A 16136-nucleotide genomic window follows, 5' to 3' on the forward strand; every position below is an offset into this window, starting at 1 on the left:
ATAAACGTTTCAGTTAAAGCGATCGTTTATTTAATTCATTGTTTTGCAATCTAACGAGAGTGCGTTCGACTTGCATGTATTAGGCACGCCGCCAGCGTTCGTCCTGAGCCAGGATCAAACTCTCGATTAAAAGTTTGTAGCTCTTGTTTTGTTACTTAATTTATTTGCTAGCGAAATTGACTTTGCAAATATATTTTGTGCCCCGAAGGGCGACCCTACACATTTGGTTTGTCGAAACTTTGTTCAGTTTTCAAAGATCTACTGTGTTGAAACAGCTTAATTAATATATCATTTCTAACGAACACTGTCAAGCGTTTTTTATAAATATTTTTTGAATATTTATTCAATCTCGCTTGACCCGTTATTTCGTTAGCAATGAGCTTTTCTCTCGCTGACAACATAGAATACTATACCAATAATCCAAGACATCGTCAAGCGATTGTTTACTTTTTTTTGAATAAAAATATAAAAAGTTTCAAAAGCGTACATTGTTGAATAGATATTCACCGATTGTCCGAACTAATTCAAGTGCGGGACACTCGTGACTTCTAACTTATCCAGTAAATCCGTGAACTCACTAGGGTTCGCGAATCGAAAACCGGCTTCACTAATTATTCTCAATTGTTCGGTATAAAAATCAGTCTCATGAGCTCCCCACTGAAAGACAAAGAACGAAACGTTCTCACCTTCAAGATTAATATTCGCTAAATTGATCAATCTCAATTCGTTAACATCAATATTTAGCTGTGCTTGGATTGCAATTAATACAGCAGCAAGTGGTGTTTGATCATCTTGCTTATTGGTCACCAGCATCTTATAAGAAGCATCAACTTGTGGTTGGACCAAAAAATCATATTGTCCTTGCTCTGTCTTATACATAATCGTTCCAGCTACTTTAGCACTCATACATTCTCACCCTTATTCAAGTCTTCTATCGCTTCTTCAGTCCATCTTGGTAATCGTTCTGCAATGGGCGCAAACCCAATATGAATCCGGCGATTTGTCCAATAGTGTTTCTTAGCACGCTGTGGTGCTAAATCTTGTGCTTTATGTAGCGCACGTAACGACAAACTAATCTTATGTGTGTATTCATCGATATCTAACACTAATACATCTAACACTTGACCGACTTTAAACTGTTCATCTAACGCTTTAACAAAACCATGACCACATTCTGAGATGTGGATTAAGCCTTGGACCGTTGCATCTAATGAAACAAATACACCATATGGTTGAATGCCTGTTACAGTACCTGTAATCTTTTGTCCAATTCGATAACCCATATTTTCCTCCATTTCAATATTCCTATCTATTTTAAGCCTTCCAGTTAGTAAAAGGCAAGCTATCGGCTAAGACCTTTTATACAATTCCTTCTATAATATGTAAAAAGAACCTGAGGAAACATCCCTCAGGTTCTCATTTAACTAAAGTTGATCAGCTGCTAGTAAAAGTGCCCCAGTAATCCCAGCGTCATCCCCTAATGCAACATGCACGATGTAGTCATCAAGGTCAGGCGTTTGCACATAACCTGCCATTTGACGTTTAAAGGATTCACGAATCATTGGGAATAGTTGGGCTTGTTTCGACACCCCACCACCGAAGACAATTCGTTCTGGCGATAGCATTAAAGCAATATTTACACAGGCTTGAGCTAAATAGTCAGCTTCCATTTGCCATGCTTGATGATCAGCCGGCAATAAGTGGCCTTTCTTGCCCCAACGGCGTTCGATTGCTGGACCAGCTGCTAAGCCTTCCAAACAATTGTGGTGATAAGGACATGTCCCTTCGTATGAATCTTCTGGTTGTTGCCGAATTAACATGTGGCCGATTTCAGGATGGCTGTAACCTTGTAAAATCTGACCGTGTTCAACAACACCGCCACCAATCCCCGTCCCGACAGTTAAGTAAACACAACTATCAAGTCCATCAGCAGCGCCCATCTTCAATTCACCATAGGCTGCGGCATTCACATCCGTTGTAAAGGCAAACTGGGTATCAGGATAATGAGCTTTCATTGCTCCTAAGATATCATAGTGTTCCCACCCTGCTTTGGGTGTATCGATGATTGAGCCATATGTTTTTGATTTCGGGTTAACATCAATTGGGCCAAACGATGCCAAACCAATGGCATCTAAATGATCGAATTGATCAAAATATTCAAATAACCGTGGCATCGTTTGTTCCGGCGTCTCGGTTGGCATACTAATTCGTTCTTGTATCCCATTTTTTCCATCTGTTACGGCACAGACAAACTTCGTGCCCCCTGCTTCAATTCCACCTACTAGCATCTAAAACACCTCTTCAATTAAAATTAATGATTAATCGTAATGTGATTGATGATAACTTCTTCAACTGGTTTGTCTTGCATTCCTGTTTCTGTAGCGTTGATCTTATTAACAACGTCCATCCCACTCAAGACGTGACCAAATACAGTATGTTTAAAATCTAACCAAGGTGTACCCCCCTTTTCATAAGCCGTAATGACTTCTTCTGGGTAACCAGCACCTGGCATTTGTGACAACATGTTTTGGTTGATATGTTCGTTTGTTACGATGAAGAATTGGCTGCCGTTCGTATTAGGACCAGCATTAGCCATTGATAATGCACCATTTAAGTTAAAGACTTCTTGGTTGAATTCATCTTCGAAAGGTTGGCCCCAGAGACTTTCGCCACCCATCCCAGTACCGGTTGGATCGCCACCTTGAATCATGAAATCGTTGATGACCCGGTGGAAAATCACACCGTCATAGTAATCTTTTTCAGCTAAGCCGATAAAGTTTTCTACTGTCTTAGGTGCTTGGTCTTGGAAAAGTGCTACTGTAAATTCGCCACGGTTTGTGTCAAAAGTAGCTGTTGGCCCTGCAAAGTTTGCAAGGTCTAATTGTGGATATGTCATTTAATCGTCCTCCTTGTTTTGACTCACAATCATTATGATAGCGAATTGCTTCATAAATTACTACGATTATTTCATTAAACATGCTTTCCTTATTTTTTTCTAGTATACTAATTTAAGAAATCTACTATTAAGGATTTAAGAAATCTACTATTAAGGAAGTTATCTCATGCTTGATTCAAATCATCTCTTTGATATCACCATTATTGGCGGCGGTCCTGTCGGAATGTTTGCTGCCTATTATGCTGGTATGCGCAAGGCCGATGTTCAGATTATCGAAAGTCTCCCCGAACTCGGTGGTCAAGTCGCAACACTCTATCCAGAAAAGCAAATCTATGATGTCGCTGGTTTCAGTGGTATCTCTGGTGCACAGCTCACCGAAAACTTAATTGAACAGCTGGCACTTTTCCAACCAACCTTGCAATTATCCACTGCTGTGCAAGGTATCGAACCCCAAGAAGATGGGACTTTCGTTCTTAAAACAACGAAGGGCACGACACGCACCAAAGGCATCGTCATTGCCGTTGGGAACGGGGCTTTCACACCGCGGAAACTTGCTGTCGATTACGATCCAGAATGGGAAAATCACTATATTCACTACTTCGCAAAAGAAATGGCGCAGTTCAAAGATCAAACCGTTGCCGTTGCTGGCGGTGGTGATTCGGCCATTGAATGGGCACTAATGCTCGAAAAAGTGGCTAAACAAGTCTATTTAATTCACCGTCGGGATCAATTCCGCGGGCTTGAAAGTAGCGTTGAAGCACTCAAACAATCAACTGTCCAAATTAAGACGCCGTTTTTAATCGATAGTTTGACCGAAATGAACCAACAACTCGCATTAACTTTAAATAAGATGAAATCAACCGATCAAGAGCAGCTAACAATTGACAAACTCCTTGTTAACTATGGGTTTATCTCTGATACTCGAATTCTCCGTGATTGGGGATTAACATTGGACCACCATCAAGTCGCTGTTAACCAACAACTCGAGACGAACATCCCGAACATCTATGCGATCGGCGATATTGCTACCTACCCTGGTAAAGTGAAGTTAATTGCCAGCGGATTTGGTGAAGCACCAATGGCTGTGACTGAGTTACTAACGAATCTCTACCCAGAAAAACGCCAACCACTACACAGCACGTCCATTATGTAAGAGTGCGCAATATGCCCGATTACCTTCTGAGGATTAGCCTAGTCCAGTAAATTAGCGACGCAGTCGATGATTTACTGGCCGTAGCTAACCGGAAGAAGGTGGCTTATGGAGCACGTTTCGATAAGAGTGCTTTAACTAGCGGTTAGCTTCTGAGTATAGCATCGGTTAGTGAATGAGCCGCACAGCCGACCGTTTGCAAACCGTGGCTAAACGGAAGAAGTTGCTAGCTAAAGCACGTTTTAAAAAAGCACTGCATCAACGTTTTAACCGTTGATGCAGTGCTTTTTAGTATGCTATTAAGCATTATTTTTTTTCATTTGACTCTTAACCGCTGTGATAACCATCGGAATCAATGAGACCCCGATAATCCCTAACACAACGAGTGAGAAATGTTCACGCACAACAACAATGTTTCCGAAGAAGTAACCAGCTCCGCAACAGAGTGTCACCCACAAGATACTCCCAATCACGTCGTACCGGAAGAACTTCATGAAGGCCATCTGGCTCCCACCGGCAACAAATGGGACGAATGTTCTAATAATCGGCATGAAACGGCCAATTGCAATGGTTTTACCACCATACTTATCAAAGAAGACCTGCGCCTCTTCAATTTTCTCGGTATTGATAAACTTGCCGAAGAACCGATTCTTCGTGGCGGCTAAACCGACCCGTTGGCCAATTTGTTCATTCAATGAATCACCCGCAATTGAGGCGATTAAGAACAAGGCAGCAAACAGCCAGACATTCAAGTCATTATCAGTCCGGGCTGCCAAAGCAGCAGCGGCAAATAAAAGCGAGTCCCCCGGTAGAAACGGTAAGATAACCGCCCCGGTTTCAACAAAGATAATGGCAAACAAGATGACATAGGTCCAGTTGCCGAACTGATTAACAATATTGACCAGGTGGGCATCAATATGCAAAACAAAATCAATTAACTGCGTCATGCGATTTCTCCTATACTCTTTTTCAATTTAAAAATATATCCCTTATTAGGATACCGAATCCATGCATCAAAGCAATCACTTTTGCATTTTCTTAATAAAAAGCCAAACGTTATAGCGCACGTTTACCGCGCCATAACAGCCAAGCAAAACTACCCTCTAACAAAATGAAGAAGAGTGCAAAACAAAGGCCAAAATAGACTTCCGGTAACACTAAGATAATCGGATCAGTGATTGGATCAAACTGCCAGTTCAGATTGCGAAACAATAATTCGTGGAACGTAATGAAAAACCGATCGAAATTCATACTAGCAATAAACCCTAATATGGGTGGCACCACAAGAGCAACTTGCATTGGGCGGACGTATTGCCAAACCCGATTGGTCTTGCGCCGACTCCGCCAATGCTGAATCGCCGCTCCAATCGTTACTAGCCAAATAACTACTGCTAAACCAAACAAGCGTTTCACTTCAACAAAATGTTGCCGACCATCCAATGACATTGGAAAGTCAGGTAGTTGTAAGCGTGGTTGCCATGGCACAAGTAAGTAGCCCATTAACCGGTTAAAGTTCATCATCAGCCGCGGTTGCGTTAATTCCCGTTGACTCGCTAGATCGAGGTAGTGACTCACTAGCGGATAAAGTGCCCAGCTTAACAATAACGTTATTAAAATCGCACTGCTGACTAACGCCAAATACAACGCCGCCCAACTAGTGGTACTTCTAACCCGCTTTAAACGTCCCATTCGGTTAAGTCGTTAATGATATGCGTTGGTTGCAAGGCTTCTTTTGCCACATCCTCTGGCGTTGAAACACCAGTGTAAACTAACAACGTATCCATCCCTGCATTCAAGCCAGCCTTGATATCTGTATTGTAGTTATCGCCAACCATCACCACTTGTTCCTTCGTCAAGCCGAATTGCTCTAAGGCCATTTCCATAATGATTTTTTCAGGCTTACCGATATAAAGTGCACTTTGTTGCGTTGCCCGTTCAACCATCGCAATCACTGAACCAGCACCTGGCACTAGCCCGCGTTCGTTTGGTAAATTCGTATCCGCATTGGTGCCGATGAATAATGCACCGCGCTTAATCGCTAACGTTGCTAATTCAAACTTGTGATAAGTCACATCATAATCCAAACCAACTACCACGTAGTCTGGATCGAATTCATTGGTTCTAAAACCGGCATCTGATAGAGCCTGCTTCAAACCGAGTTCTCCAATCACGTAGACCGTTTTGCCATTCGCTGTACCACCGTTTAAATTCAATAGATAGCGCGCCGTTGCCAAAGAAGGGGTATACACTTGGTCAACTGTCGCATGAATGTCATGGTTATCCGCCAAATTCTGAATCACAGCAGCTGGTGATTTCGTAGTGTTGTTCGTCAAAAACATGAACGGAATTTGTTTTGCTTGTAGGCGTTCAATGAAATCTTTGGCTTCTGGCATCCGATCACGGCCGCGATACACGGTGCCGTCTAAATCAATTAAATACCCTGCATAATCTGTGTTTGTCATAGTTGTCTAACTCCAATTACGTTTTACTTTTTATTGTGTTCCAAAGGACGGATCTTAAAATGACGCTTATTAACTGATTTTTGATTCTCGGTTACCGCCTTTTGAGGGCGTTCTTTAGTCACTTTTTGCTTGTTATCGGTGACTTTCCGTTCTGTAAAACCTGGCTTTTGACGCCGACGCCGTTGCTGACCACGTTGGCGATTACTCCGCCGATTCTCATTCTTAATGATTGGCTTGCCTTGACGTTCCAAAACAAAGTAGGCACAACCAAAGTTGCAGTATTCGTATAGATAATCTTGTAACGTATTGATTAATTGATCTTTATTAGCGCGTTTGTTGGTTGCTTTGTAAAAGCCCTTCAAACGCAGTTGTTCAAAGCCCCAGTCAGCCACAATATAATCGTACTTAGCCAACACTTCATTATAGCGTTCGTTCAACTTTTCAGCGTCGAAGCCTTCACGATAGTTCACAACGACTTCATAAGCACATTTATCAATCTCAAGCGTGGTTTCAGTCTTCATGACAACGTGTTGTGGCACTTCCGGTTGTTTGGCTGAAGCGATCATTTCTTTTTCAATCGCCTTGGTCACTTTCTTGGCAATCTTGGGACTGTTTTTCGTATCCGCCACAGCGAACCTCCTCTTCCCTTATAAGGGATAATGTTTACTTAAATATTTAGCGACCGCGTCTCTGAGAAAATCAGGGAACACGATCTCGGTCTCGCCAACAATCTCAATTGTTGGAAAGAATGGAATGAATAGATAATGATCGACGGTCGTCAACGTATAGCTGGCTTCTGGATCAATTTCTTGCCCATGCCAAAAGACGCGCCGCAATTTCATATCAACCGCTATCCCGTCATAAACGATGTCTCCAAAGATTTTACCACGGAAACTCATCCCTTTAATAGGAAACTTGCGTAAAAAGAGCCGGTTTTTCTCCATTTCAAGCACCATCCGCCACAAATCATACCCTTTGAGCGTCACTTTAATCAGATGCATTGGATGCGGTAATTGAGTTTGCAAATCATCTTTAGTAACAATCCCAGCCTGCAAATCTTGCAAGAACAAGCCAGTATTCAATACGGCAGCTTCAGTGCTGGTCGCTTCTTCAATTGCCTTTAAACCGGTCGTCATCATTTCTGATTCACCAATTGCGTTGATTTTAAAAGCGTGTGGCAACTTGGCAACATGCTCGGCGGCTAATTGTGCGTGCCCCTTTTTCAGGTAGCCTTCAATTTCTGCTGCGTCAGTCTTCACAACTGGTAAATCCGCGGTTAAAACCGTCCGAGCACTTTTATGCATCACATGGTGCTGATCATCCAGTTCAAGCGTGATATCACCAAGGTAATGACCGTACTTCTCGGCAGCCGTCAATAAGGTTTGATTAACCAGCAGCCCCTCTTCTAAAAGATGATGCGTGTGCGCACCACAGACGACATCAATCTCAGGGAATTGTTCCGCCAGCCACTTATCAGTCGTAATCCCAAGATGTGATAGGACGATTAAGATGTCATATTGACCTTCAATCGCCGCTAATTGCCGCGGCAACTCTTCACTGACAGTCGTCGGTTCCCAACCATTCGGCCGATAAGTTAAGAAAAATGGTGCGGTCAAGGCAATAATTGCTACCCGCGTTCCAGCATCGGTCGTCATTAGTCGGTAAGATTGCGCAAATGCTGGCCTTTCGTTTGTTGCTTGTTCATACAGATTAGCCAGTAATACCGGGAAATTCGCCTTATCATACAAATGTTCCAGATCAGCATGACTATTACCGATTCCTTCATTGTTTCCAATCGTTACTCCGTCATACCCAATTTGATTGAGTAACTCGGTATTAATCTGACCATTCGTTGCTTCAGTCAATGGATGACTACGATCCATTGCATCCCCGATGTCGAAGGTCAAGACCGTATCCCCTTGTTTTCGGTATGCTGCTTGATGTTCTAAGAGGAAGCGCCGCATTCTGGGCCAATTTTCAAAATGTGAATGTAAGTCATTCGTGTGTAAAATATGAATTGTTTCCATTTTGCTTACTCCCTTCAGCTAGTCGTGGCTGGGGTTTGCCAGCGCGGCTTGTTTGCGTTCAAAAATGATTTCAATCTCATTTGCCGCAAGGGGTGTTCCAAACGGCACCCGTTCAGGTAATAATTCGCGCTCTGGTGCATCAATCCCGACATTGATATTCTCTGCAATCGGCAACATATAATGATGAATATGTCCGTGCAAGTTGAACGTCTGTTGGACCTTTCCCAATAATAACGGATAGTGGGTTAAAAAATACTGATGGTGATTGATCTTAATTAGCTCACCGACATCAGCAAATTGATAATGCGCCTTGCCAGCTGATAATCCCGCATCATGTTTCGCCAAATATTTCAAAAAAGCACGGTTATCATGATTACCTTTAATAATAATCAGCTGCCCATTCAACTGCTCTAACACAGCAGCGACTTCAGCAAAAGCACTCGGCTTATTGGGCACCATTGCGACGTCACCCAACAAATAAACCTGGTCGTCAGCTTGCACCCGTTGATTCCAGTTAGCAATAATCGTTGCATTCATCGTAGCTACATCTTTAAACGGACGCGGCGCAAAATCATTATTACCTAATAATTCGGCGTGAAAAAAATGCGTATCCGCTGTGAAATAAATCATTCACAATCCCACCTAACCAATATGATTTGCTTTTAAAATCTCCTGAAAGGCTTGCGCAACTGCGCCGTCTTCTTTTTCCCATTCTTCCCAGTGGTCAAAATCAACCGCAGGCATTGTGTAACGTTCATTAATGTAAGCTTCGTAAGTTTGGACCGCATTCGAATGCGGAATGTTGAGTTGTAAAATCCGGACTTGCTTAATAAATCCCCGGTTAGCCGCTAGTTCGGCACGCCCATTCATAAAGATGTTAGCCAATTCATAATACGTTGTGCCATCTAAGCGCGTAATTTCTTCAATAATATCAAATGTTTGGTACTTCTCCGCCATTGTGTTACTTCCTATTCTAATCCGATTTCAGTTACGTTTATTCTACCAATATGTACACAAAAAAACCACTACCCGCAGATAGTGGTTGGCATAAGAGAGAAAGAGAATTGATAAAAAGGTAATTGCATAAGTACCTTACAAACATAATATACCGCCTAATGTAAGCGTTGTCAATTGTTATTTTTAATTTATTTATCCGTTTCTTTAAAGTTCTGTAACAACCGTAGGCATTTGAAAGGAATAATGGTATCTTAAAAAGAGTAGTTTTTATCAATTGAGGAGGCCATTGATTTGTCACAGCAACATTCACGATGGGGGCTTTTAGTATTAACAAGCCTTTGTTTCTGGTTTTTAACCGGTTTTACCGTTGTCGCTCATCGTGGCGACCCCATCAACGCACCCGAAGAAACATTTCAAAGTATCGACATGGCCTTTTCGCAAGGCGCTAACTATGTCGAACTCGATTTACACGAATCTCAAGATGGCGTCTTAGTCATCTCCCACGACCGTAACTTACAACGCGTCACGGGGACCGATGCGATTGTTTCGCAAAATACTTTTGCCAAGCTCAGTGAACTCAAAATGAGTAACGGGGAACCACCACACAGCGTCGATCAATTATTTGAGCACTATCAAAACAACCCAAATGCGAAATTCCTCATCGAAACCAAGAAAACCAAAAAGGGAAATCCGCAGGACATGGAAGCAAAACTCGTGGCGCTGATTCAACAATATCACATGCAAGACCGCGTTATGGTCCATTCCTTTTCCCTCGCTAGTCTGCAAAACATGCAACGTTTAATGCCAGAGATTCCCCGCATTTTTATCGTTGGCAGTTTACAGCGGATTTCATTCGAGAGTTTTAAATACGCCGACGGGATTAACATCTCATCATCCCTCGTCACCCCAACCATCATTAAACAGCTCCATTATCTCCATCAAAAAGTATATGTCTGGAATGAGATGTCTGAAAACCAAGCGACTTGGAACTGGTTAGTCAACCTAAATGTCGACGGCGTGGTCACGAACTATCCGGCACTGGGACGCCACTATCAGGCCGCACAGGATCAAGCAGAAAGTGAAGCCATCGACACAATTGGGCAAGTCAATGACGTTCAAGACCTCCCCACCGTTGAAAATCCATATGAACCAACCCTCAATAAAAAGCCGGCTAAAGCGGGCCATATCTACAACATCACCGAAGCCGTTACAATTGCCGATCAAACTTACTACCGCATTGGCACTAACCGCTTTGTCCTCAGCGACAGCATCAACGTCGGTGAAACAGCGAAAGCCGCTGCTTTATTGGTGGGTAAAACGGCGCAGATTAAACCAACTGCGAACATTGTCGCTACTTGGAATAATCCGCTACACCCCACCCAGACAACCGGTTATCTTAGTGCCAATTCACAACAGCAAATTTTAGGAGTGCGCTATGTTGGTAATCAAGTCTGGTTGAAAGTCGCTAGTGGTTGGTTCAAGAGTCGCCAAGCATTAATCGACTTCAACCCAAACCAATCGCTGATGGTAACCCACTTTTACCGTGAAATTCCCCAACAATTGCGGCCAACCAACTTACTGATTAACCCAGCACTGCCACTGCAATTGCCCCAACAACCACCAGTCGACGCGCAACTGTTTAACCAGTTTGCCCGTTCTCTACAACTAACTACCATTAAATTCTAACGAGGTCACCTTTTATGACATCCGATTATGAACAATTGATTCGTTCCGTCCAAAATACTCTTCCAAAGGAAGAAACACTTGATCACATCTCAATTCTTTTTAAAATACTAGGCGATAAAACACGCGCTAAAATCTTGTACGCCCTCTTTCAATCCGAATTGCGGGTGAGCGATATTGTCAGTGTGTTAGAGATGTCGCAATCCTCAATTTCACATCAATTACGTGCACTCAAGCAAGCGAAACTGGTAAAAAGTCGTAAAGAAGGCAAGGAAGTTTTCTATTCATTAGCTGACAACCATGTCATCAATATTTTTTCGCAAGTTATCGCCCACGTCAACGAACACTAAGGATCCTATTGGCACCGATCAAATTCACTTTGGTCGGTGCTTTTTTTAATGTCCCAAACCCATCATCTCGATTGCATTCTATCGTGTTTGGTGGTATCTTATAGTCAACATATGAATATATGCTCATATGTTTGTTTATTTAGTAAAGATTACGATTTAGCTTTTCACTCAACAAGGAGGCCTAAATAACATGGCACAACTTCAATTAACCGGCATCGATTGTGCCGCATGTGCTACTAAAATTGAAAAGAACGTTAACAAGATGGCCAACGTTAAAAGTTGCTCCGTCAATTTCACCACTCAAAAATTAAACTATGAACTCACCGGCCAAGAAGCTGTTACGGAATTCGAACAACAACTCGCTACTCTTTTGCCAACCATTGAACCAGATGTGGGGATTCAACAATCACCAACCCCAGAACCATCCCCCGCAAAACATGCGATTAATTATGATCTCATCCGAATTCTCGTCAGCTCTTTAGGCTTGGCGATTTCTTATCTTGTCCCTCTAAGCGCGCCAGCTAAAACCACGTTGCTCCTAGCTGCCTTTGTAGTCATCGGCTACGATATCGTCTGGACCGCAATCAAAAATATTCTCCACGGCGAATGGTTCGATGAGCATTTCTTAATGTCAATTGCAACCATTGGGGCCTTTGGAATCGGACAATATGCCGAAGCCGTTGGTGTCATGTTATTCTATCAAGTTGGTGAATATTTCCAATCATTAGCGGTTAATCATTCCCGGCGCTCAATTGCTAACTTAGTGGCAATTAAACCAACCATCGCCAATCGGTTAGCGGCTGATGGCACCACCGAAGTTGTTGCACCCGAAGCAATTCAGGTTGGCGAACACATCGTGGTGAAACCAGGGGAAAAAGTCCCGCTCGACGGTGTGATTACTACCGGCGACAGTTACGTGGACACCTCAGCTATTACCGGTGAATCTGTTCCTCGCGCCTTTCATCCTGGTGATGAACTACTCAGTGGGACGATTAACCAATCAGGTTTATTAACGCTTGAAGTCACGAAACCTTATGCTGATTCAACCATCGCTAAGATTTTAGACCTTGTCGAAAATGCAAGCAGTCAAAAAGCGCCTACTGAAAACTTCATCACGCGGTTTGCAAAAGTCTACACACCAATTGTTGTCGGCATTGCAGCCACCATGGCCATTGTACCGCCCCTTTTATTCGGTGCTCCATTTGGCGATTGGCTCTATCGGGCATTGATTTTCTTAGTGATTTCTTGTCCATGTGCCCTCGTCATTTCAATTCCACTCGGCTTTTTCGCTGGGATTGGAATGGCTTCTAAAAACGGCATCCTGGTTAAAGGGAGTAATTATCTCGAAGCTTTAAACGATGTCCAAACCGTTGTTTTCGACAAGACTGGGACATTGACCCAAGGTAGTTTCAGCGTCACCACCGTTCATTCGGTCGATCAACAACCTGATGAACTTTTAGCACTAGCTGCCCTTGTCGAACAACACTCGACCCATCCAATTGGTCAATCGATTTTAGCAGCTAACCAAACGCCACTCACAAAGACGTTATCTGACGTCCAAGAAACCGCTGGTCACGGGATTAGCGGGCAACTCAACGGACAACTTTTACAAGCTGGTAAGGCTAGTTGGTTACAAGCCAGTGGCATCGCAACACTCACACCTAGTGAAGTGGGCACCAGTGTCCATGTTGCTTACAACAACCGCTACTTGGGGTATATCGTCATTGCGGACACCGTCAAACCAGATGCACAAACGGCTGTCGCGCAGCTAAAATACGCCGGGATTCATCAAATAATTATGTTGACTGGCGATAACCAACCCGTTGCGCAACAAGTCAGCGCCGTCTTAGGTATCGATAAGTATCAAAGCGAACTTCTGCCGCAAGATAAAGTGGCCGCCGTCGCCAAACTCACAGAAGACCGCGCTACCAACGGAAAAATCGTCTTTGTTGGTGACGGAATCAACGACACGCCCGTTTTAGCCCGTGCCGACGTGGGCGTTGCTATGGGCGGGTTAGGTTCTGACGCCGCTATTGAAGCTGCCGATATCGTCTTGATGTCCGATGAACCGACAAAATTAGCAACTGCGATTTCGATCGCCAAGTACACCCGCCGCATCGTTTGGCAAAACATCATTTTCGCATTAGTGGTCAAAGGCATCTTCTTATTATTAGGCGCCTTTGGAATTGCCACAATGTGGGAAGCCGTTTTCGCCGATGTCGGGGTAACGTTAATCGCGATTTTAAACGCACTTCGGATTTTAAAGAAGCACTAACCTTAAAGGGTTCATGGAGACTTTGTGAACCTTTTATTTTTTAATGGCAAGCGCTTTTTAAATCTGTAATAATATGCTAAAATGTGAATAGATTAATAATTAATTAACCGTTTTTTGGTTAAAATTTAACAATGAAAGCTGGGACTGCAATGACATTGAATTGGCAACAAGAAGCAGCAAAGTATAAGGATCAAATGCTTGCTGACTTAACAAGTTTACTCAAGATTAATAGTGCGCGCGACGTTGACCATAAAGAAGACGACGCACCACTTGGCCCTGGCCCCCGCGATGCCTTGCTACAATTCTTAGCAATCGCTGACCGCGACGGTTTTACAACAAAGAATGTTGAAAACGTTGCAGGTCGCATTGAACTCGGTAGTGGCGACGAAATATTCGGGATTTTAGGTCATATGGACGTTGTGCCTGCCGGTGACGGTTGGGAAACAAACCCATTTGAACCAGTGATCAAAGACGGTAAGATTTATGCCCGCGGTTCATCAGATGATAAGGGGCCTTCAATCGCAGCATATTATGCTTTGAAATTATTAAAAGACAACGGTATCGAATTAAACAAAAAAGTGCACTTTATCGTTGGGACTGACGAAGAAAGTGAATGGGTTGGGATCAACCGTTACCTCGAAGTTGAACCAAAACCTGACTTTGCAATTTCGCCAGATGCAAACTTCCCAATCATCAATGGTGAAAAAGGGATTGTGTCATACCTCATGACTTTCAAACCAGTTGACGGTGCTGATGGCGATATGACATTGGTTAGCTTCAAATCTGGTTTACGCGCCAACATGGTGCCACAAACAGCTAAAGCCATCTTAACGGGTGCAATGCCAGCTGATTTCCAAGCTAAGTTTGACGCCTATGTTGCCGACCACAAGTTACAAGGGACAATCACAACTGACGGTGACCAAACAATCATCGACTTAATCGGTAAAGGTTCACATGCTCAAGAACCAAAAGCCGGCGTAAATGCTGCAACACACTTGGCAACTTTCTTAGCTGACTTTGCCTTAGATACTAAAGGTGGCAACTACATCGGAACAATTGCCCGCTTAATGCACGAAGATTCACGTGGGCACCTCTTAAACATCAACCACACAGATGATGTGATGGGCGACTTAACAGCATGTCCTGCAGTCTTCAACTACACACAAGATGGTGTAGCAACAGTGCTCTTGAACGTCCGTTATCCTAAAGGTGTGACTGCTGAAAGCACACGCGACGGTTTAGCAAACACACTTAGTGATCTTGCTGACGTAACAATTGACGGTCATGCACAAGAACCACATTACGTGCCTGGTGACGATCCATTGGTTGCAACATTATTAAGCGTCTTCGAAGAACAAACTGGTCTTAAAGGTCACGAACAAGTTATCGGTGGCGGCACATATGGTCGTATCTTAGAACGTGGTGTTGCTTTCGGTGCCTTACCAGAAGAACGCGAAAATGTGATGCATCAAGCAAATGAATATATGCACATTGAAGATATCATGAATGCCATTGCAATCTATGCAGATGCAATTTACAGATTAACAAGATAGAGTGCGTAAGCAGGCGCTTATATTTCGAGCATTAACTGGATTTGACGAATTGGCGATGCAATCGCTGATTTTGCAAATTTGGTTAAGCGCAGAAATATGCCTGCTGAAACACGTTTAGAGTGTGACGTAAGTCGGGTATCCACCGAGGATTAATACAAAGTTGTGAATGATTGCGTAGCAATCGTTTGCGGCTCAGGGTTAACCGGAAGGATATGGCTGATAGAACACATTTAGCAATCAAAAACGGTCCAAAGCTTAATCGCTTTGGACCGTTTTTTTGATTGCCTTCATTTATCAGCAGGCATCAGCTTAAACGTTGAATGCCCATCTTTGACAATTGCGTATAAGATTTGTTGCTTTGTTTCATCGAAGTAACCGAGATTAACAGCCATTTCGCCATCAATCTCTTCAATCCCCTCAAAATGTTCCCGAATTATCGAACGAACAACCTTCATGTTATCCATGTGTTTTTGAATTTTCTGTACAGCAACCCCTAGCGTGTAGCCTTCATCTAAGAAATGCTTGATAAAGATCGCCTTAATCATTGTTTGCGCGTCGTACTCGCGGGCCTTATTGCCATCCAATTCACGCGCTTTAATGTATCCTTTTTGCTCCCAGTAGCGGAGTTGACGCGGTGTAACCCCCGCCATTTTACAAACTTCACTAATCCCAAAAATCAATCGATCCGTATCTATTAACTTTAAAAAAAGGTCTTTTTGCAAGTCCCCACTCCATTCCTATTATTATTTTTCATTATAGATAATCTATTGGGATTGTCAAGTT

At 43.1% G+C, this 16136-nt stretch carries 17 protein-coding genes and 1 rRNA gene (1 of these 18 running past the window's edge); 5 read left to right on the forward strand and 13 right to left on the reverse strand.

The window, feature by feature from the left end; translation table 11 throughout:
* The 5 genes from ACF1X7_RS02670 to ACF1X7_RS02690 form a co-directional block, all read right to left on the reverse strand.
* A 16S ribosomal RNA gene (locus ACF1X7_RS02670) occupies positions 1-130 on the reverse strand (it extends 1219 nt beyond the left edge of the window).
* Between the two features lie 389 nt (positions 131-519).
* Complete coding sequence (locus ACF1X7_RS02675) at positions 520-906, reverse strand: hypothetical protein (RefSeq protein ID WP_064776930.1); 387 nt, start codon at positions 904-906, stop codon at positions 520-522.
* Positions 903-1283: a CvfD/Ygs/GSP13 family RNA-binding post-transcriptional regulator gene (locus tag ACF1X7_RS02680; protein ID WP_004270515.1), complete on the reverse strand. Its 381-nt coding sequence runs from the start codon at positions 1281-1283 to the stop codon at positions 903-905. The genes ACF1X7_RS02675 and ACF1X7_RS02680 overlap by 4 nt, the downstream gene beginning before the upstream one ends.
* A 141-nt stretch (positions 1284-1424) precedes the next feature.
* Complete coding sequence (locus ACF1X7_RS02685; protein WP_004270509.1) at positions 1425-2288, reverse strand: ROK family protein; 864 nt, start codon at positions 2286-2288, stop codon at positions 1425-1427.
* A gap of 23 nt (positions 2289-2311) precedes the next feature.
* Positions 2312-2896 carry a peptidylprolyl isomerase gene (locus ACF1X7_RS02690; protein ID WP_039099273.1) on the reverse strand — a complete coding sequence of 195 codons (585 nt, stop codon included), beginning with the start codon at positions 2894-2896 and terminating at the stop codon, positions 2312-2314.
* A gap of 166 nt (positions 2897-3062) precedes the next feature.
* Here ACF1X7_RS02690 and ACF1X7_RS02695 point away from each other — a divergent pair, with 166 nt between their 5' ends.
* The gene (locus ACF1X7_RS02695; RefSeq protein ID WP_039099272.1) at positions 3063-4049 is read left to right on the forward strand and encodes an NAD(P)/FAD-dependent oxidoreductase; all 987 of its coding nucleotides are present in this window, start codon (positions 3063-3065) and stop codon (positions 4047-4049) included.
* A 296-nt stretch (positions 4050-4345) separates the two neighbouring features.
* Here ACF1X7_RS02695 and ACF1X7_RS02700 read toward each other — a convergent pair whose 3' ends face one another.
* The 7 genes from ACF1X7_RS02700 to ACF1X7_RS02730 all read right to left on the reverse strand — a co-directional run bounded on the left by ACF1X7_RS02700 (position 4346) and on the right by ACF1X7_RS02730 (position 9492).
* Positions 4346-4993 (reverse strand): VTT domain-containing protein, encoded by a 648-nt coding sequence (locus ACF1X7_RS02700; RefSeq protein ID WP_039099271.1) that lies wholly within the window; start codon positions 4991-4993, stop codon positions 4346-4348.
* A gap of 109 nt (positions 4994-5102) precedes the next feature.
* Positions 5103-5735: a TIGR01906 family membrane protein gene (locus ACF1X7_RS02705; RefSeq protein WP_004270510.1), complete on the reverse strand. Its 633-nt coding sequence runs from the start codon at positions 5733-5735 to the stop codon at positions 5103-5105.
* Positions 5723-6508: a TIGR01457 family HAD-type hydrolase gene (locus tag ACF1X7_RS02710; RefSeq protein ID WP_004270522.1), complete on the reverse strand. Its 786-nt coding sequence runs from the start codon at positions 6506-6508 to the stop codon at positions 5723-5725. The genes ACF1X7_RS02705 and ACF1X7_RS02710 overlap by 13 nt, the downstream gene beginning before the upstream one ends.
* 23 nt (positions 6509-6531) lie before the next feature.
* Entirely contained in the window at positions 6532-7137 is a 606-nt protein-coding gene (locus ACF1X7_RS02715; RefSeq protein WP_052202757.1) for a YutD family protein, read from the reverse strand.
* 18 nt (positions 7138-7155) lie between these two features.
* Positions 7156-8535, reverse strand: a complete 1380-nt coding sequence (locus ACF1X7_RS02720; protein WP_004270527.1) for a bifunctional metallophosphatase/5'-nucleotidase — start codon at positions 8533-8535, stop codon at positions 7156-7158.
* An 18-nt stretch (positions 8536-8553) separates the two neighbouring features.
* On the reverse strand, positions 8554-9165 hold the full coding sequence (locus ACF1X7_RS02725; RefSeq protein WP_039099270.1) for a metallophosphoesterase: 612 nt from the start codon (positions 9163-9165) through the stop codon (positions 8554-8556).
* A 12-nt stretch (positions 9166-9177) separates the two neighbouring features.
* Positions 9178-9492 (reverse strand): hypothetical protein, encoded by a 315-nt coding sequence (locus ACF1X7_RS02730; RefSeq protein WP_004270514.1) that lies wholly within the window; start codon positions 9490-9492, stop codon positions 9178-9180.
* A gap of 291 nt (positions 9493-9783) precedes the next feature.
* Between ACF1X7_RS02730 and ACF1X7_RS02735 the strand changes: the two genes are divergently transcribed.
* The 4 genes from ACF1X7_RS02735 (at position 9784) to pepV (ending at position 15353) form a co-directional block, all read left to right on the forward strand.
* Positions 9784-11178 (forward strand): glycerophosphodiester phosphodiesterase, encoded by a 1395-nt coding sequence (locus tag ACF1X7_RS02735; RefSeq protein ID WP_039099269.1) that lies wholly within the window; start codon positions 9784-9786, stop codon positions 11176-11178.
* A gap of 14 nt (positions 11179-11192) precedes the next feature.
* On the forward strand, positions 11193-11525 hold the full coding sequence (locus tag ACF1X7_RS02740; protein ID WP_004270504.1) for an ArsR/SmtB family transcription factor: 333 nt from the start codon (positions 11193-11195) through the stop codon (positions 11523-11525).
* A gap of 190 nt (positions 11526-11715) precedes the next feature.
* Positions 11716-13800, forward strand: coding sequence for a heavy metal translocating P-type ATPase (locus tag ACF1X7_RS02745; protein ID WP_411162411.1), 2085 nt, complete (start codon positions 11716-11718; stop codon positions 13798-13800).
* Positions 13801-13949: 149 nt separating this feature from the next.
* Positions 13950-15353 (forward strand): dipeptidase PepV, encoded by a 1404-nt coding sequence (gene pepV / locus ACF1X7_RS02750; protein WP_004270506.1) that lies wholly within the window; start codon positions 13950-13952, stop codon positions 15351-15353.
* Positions 15354-15640: 287 nt separating this feature from the next.
* Here pepV and ACF1X7_RS02755 read toward each other — a convergent pair whose 3' ends face one another.
* Positions 15641-16075 carry a MerR family transcriptional regulator gene (locus ACF1X7_RS02755; RefSeq protein WP_004270507.1) on the reverse strand — a complete coding sequence of 145 codons (435 nt, stop codon included), beginning with the start codon at positions 16073-16075 and terminating at the stop codon, positions 15641-15643.
* Positions 16076-16136: the final 61 nt, after the last annotated feature.

Origin of the sequence: Latilactobacillus sp. VITA-14, assembly GCF_046580785.1 — a bacterium.
Classification (GTDB): Bacteria; Bacillota; Bacilli; order Lactobacillales; family Lactobacillaceae; genus Latilactobacillus; species Latilactobacillus curvatus.

What these genes read in the sequence shown, in the direction of transcription:
- ACF1X7_RS02675 (WP_064776930.1), bottom strand. Translation starts at nt 906, where the DNA reads ATGAGTGCTAAAGTAGCTGGAACGATTATGTATAAGACAGAGCAAGGA.
- ACF1X7_RS02680 (WP_004270515.1), bottom strand. Translation starts at nt 1,283, where the DNA reads ATGGGTTATCGAATTGGACAAAAGATTACAGGTACTGTAACAGGCATT.
- ACF1X7_RS02685 (WP_004270509.1), bottom strand. Translation starts at nt 2,288, where the DNA reads ATGCTAGTAGGTGGAATTGAAGCAGGGGGCACGAAGTTTGTCTGTGCC.
- ACF1X7_RS02690 (WP_039099273.1), bottom strand. Translation starts at nt 2,896, where the DNA reads ATGACATATCCACAATTAGACCTTGCAAACTTTGCAGGGCCAACAGCT.
- ACF1X7_RS02695 (WP_039099272.1), top strand. Translation starts at nt 3,063, where the DNA reads ATGCTTGATTCAAATCATCTCTTTGATATCACCATTATTGGCGGCGGT.
- ACF1X7_RS02700 (WP_039099271.1), bottom strand. Translation starts at nt 4,993, where the DNA reads ATGACGCAGTTAATTGATTTTGTTTTGCATATTGATGCCCACCTGGTC.
- ACF1X7_RS02705 (WP_004270510.1), bottom strand. Translation starts at nt 5,735, where the DNA reads ATGGGACGTTTAAAGCGGGTTAGAAGTACCACTAGTTGGGCGGCGTTG.
- ACF1X7_RS02710 (WP_004270522.1), bottom strand. Translation starts at nt 6,508, where the DNA reads ATGACAAACACAGATTATGCAGGGTATTTAATTGATTTAGACGGCACC.
- ACF1X7_RS02720 (WP_004270527.1), bottom strand. Translation starts at nt 8,535, where the DNA reads ATGGAAACAATTCATATTTTACACACGAATGACTTACATTCACATTTT.
- ACF1X7_RS02725 (WP_039099270.1), bottom strand. Translation starts at nt 9,165, where the DNA reads ATGATTTATTTCACAGCGGATACGCATTTTTTTCACGCCGAATTATTA.
- ACF1X7_RS02730 (WP_004270514.1), bottom strand. Translation starts at nt 9,492, where the DNA reads ATGGCGGAGAAGTACCAAACATTTGATATTATTGAAGAAATTACGCGC.
- ACF1X7_RS02740 (WP_004270504.1), top strand. Translation starts at nt 11,193, where the DNA reads ATGACATCCGATTATGAACAATTGATTCGTTCCGTCCAAAATACTCTT.
- ACF1X7_RS02745 (WP_411162411.1), top strand. Translation starts at nt 11,716, where the DNA reads ATGGCACAACTTCAATTAACCGGCATCGATTGTGCCGCATGTGCTACT.
- pepV (WP_004270506.1), top strand. Translation starts at nt 13,950, where the DNA reads ATGACATTGAATTGGCAACAAGAAGCAGCAAAGTATAAGGATCAAATG.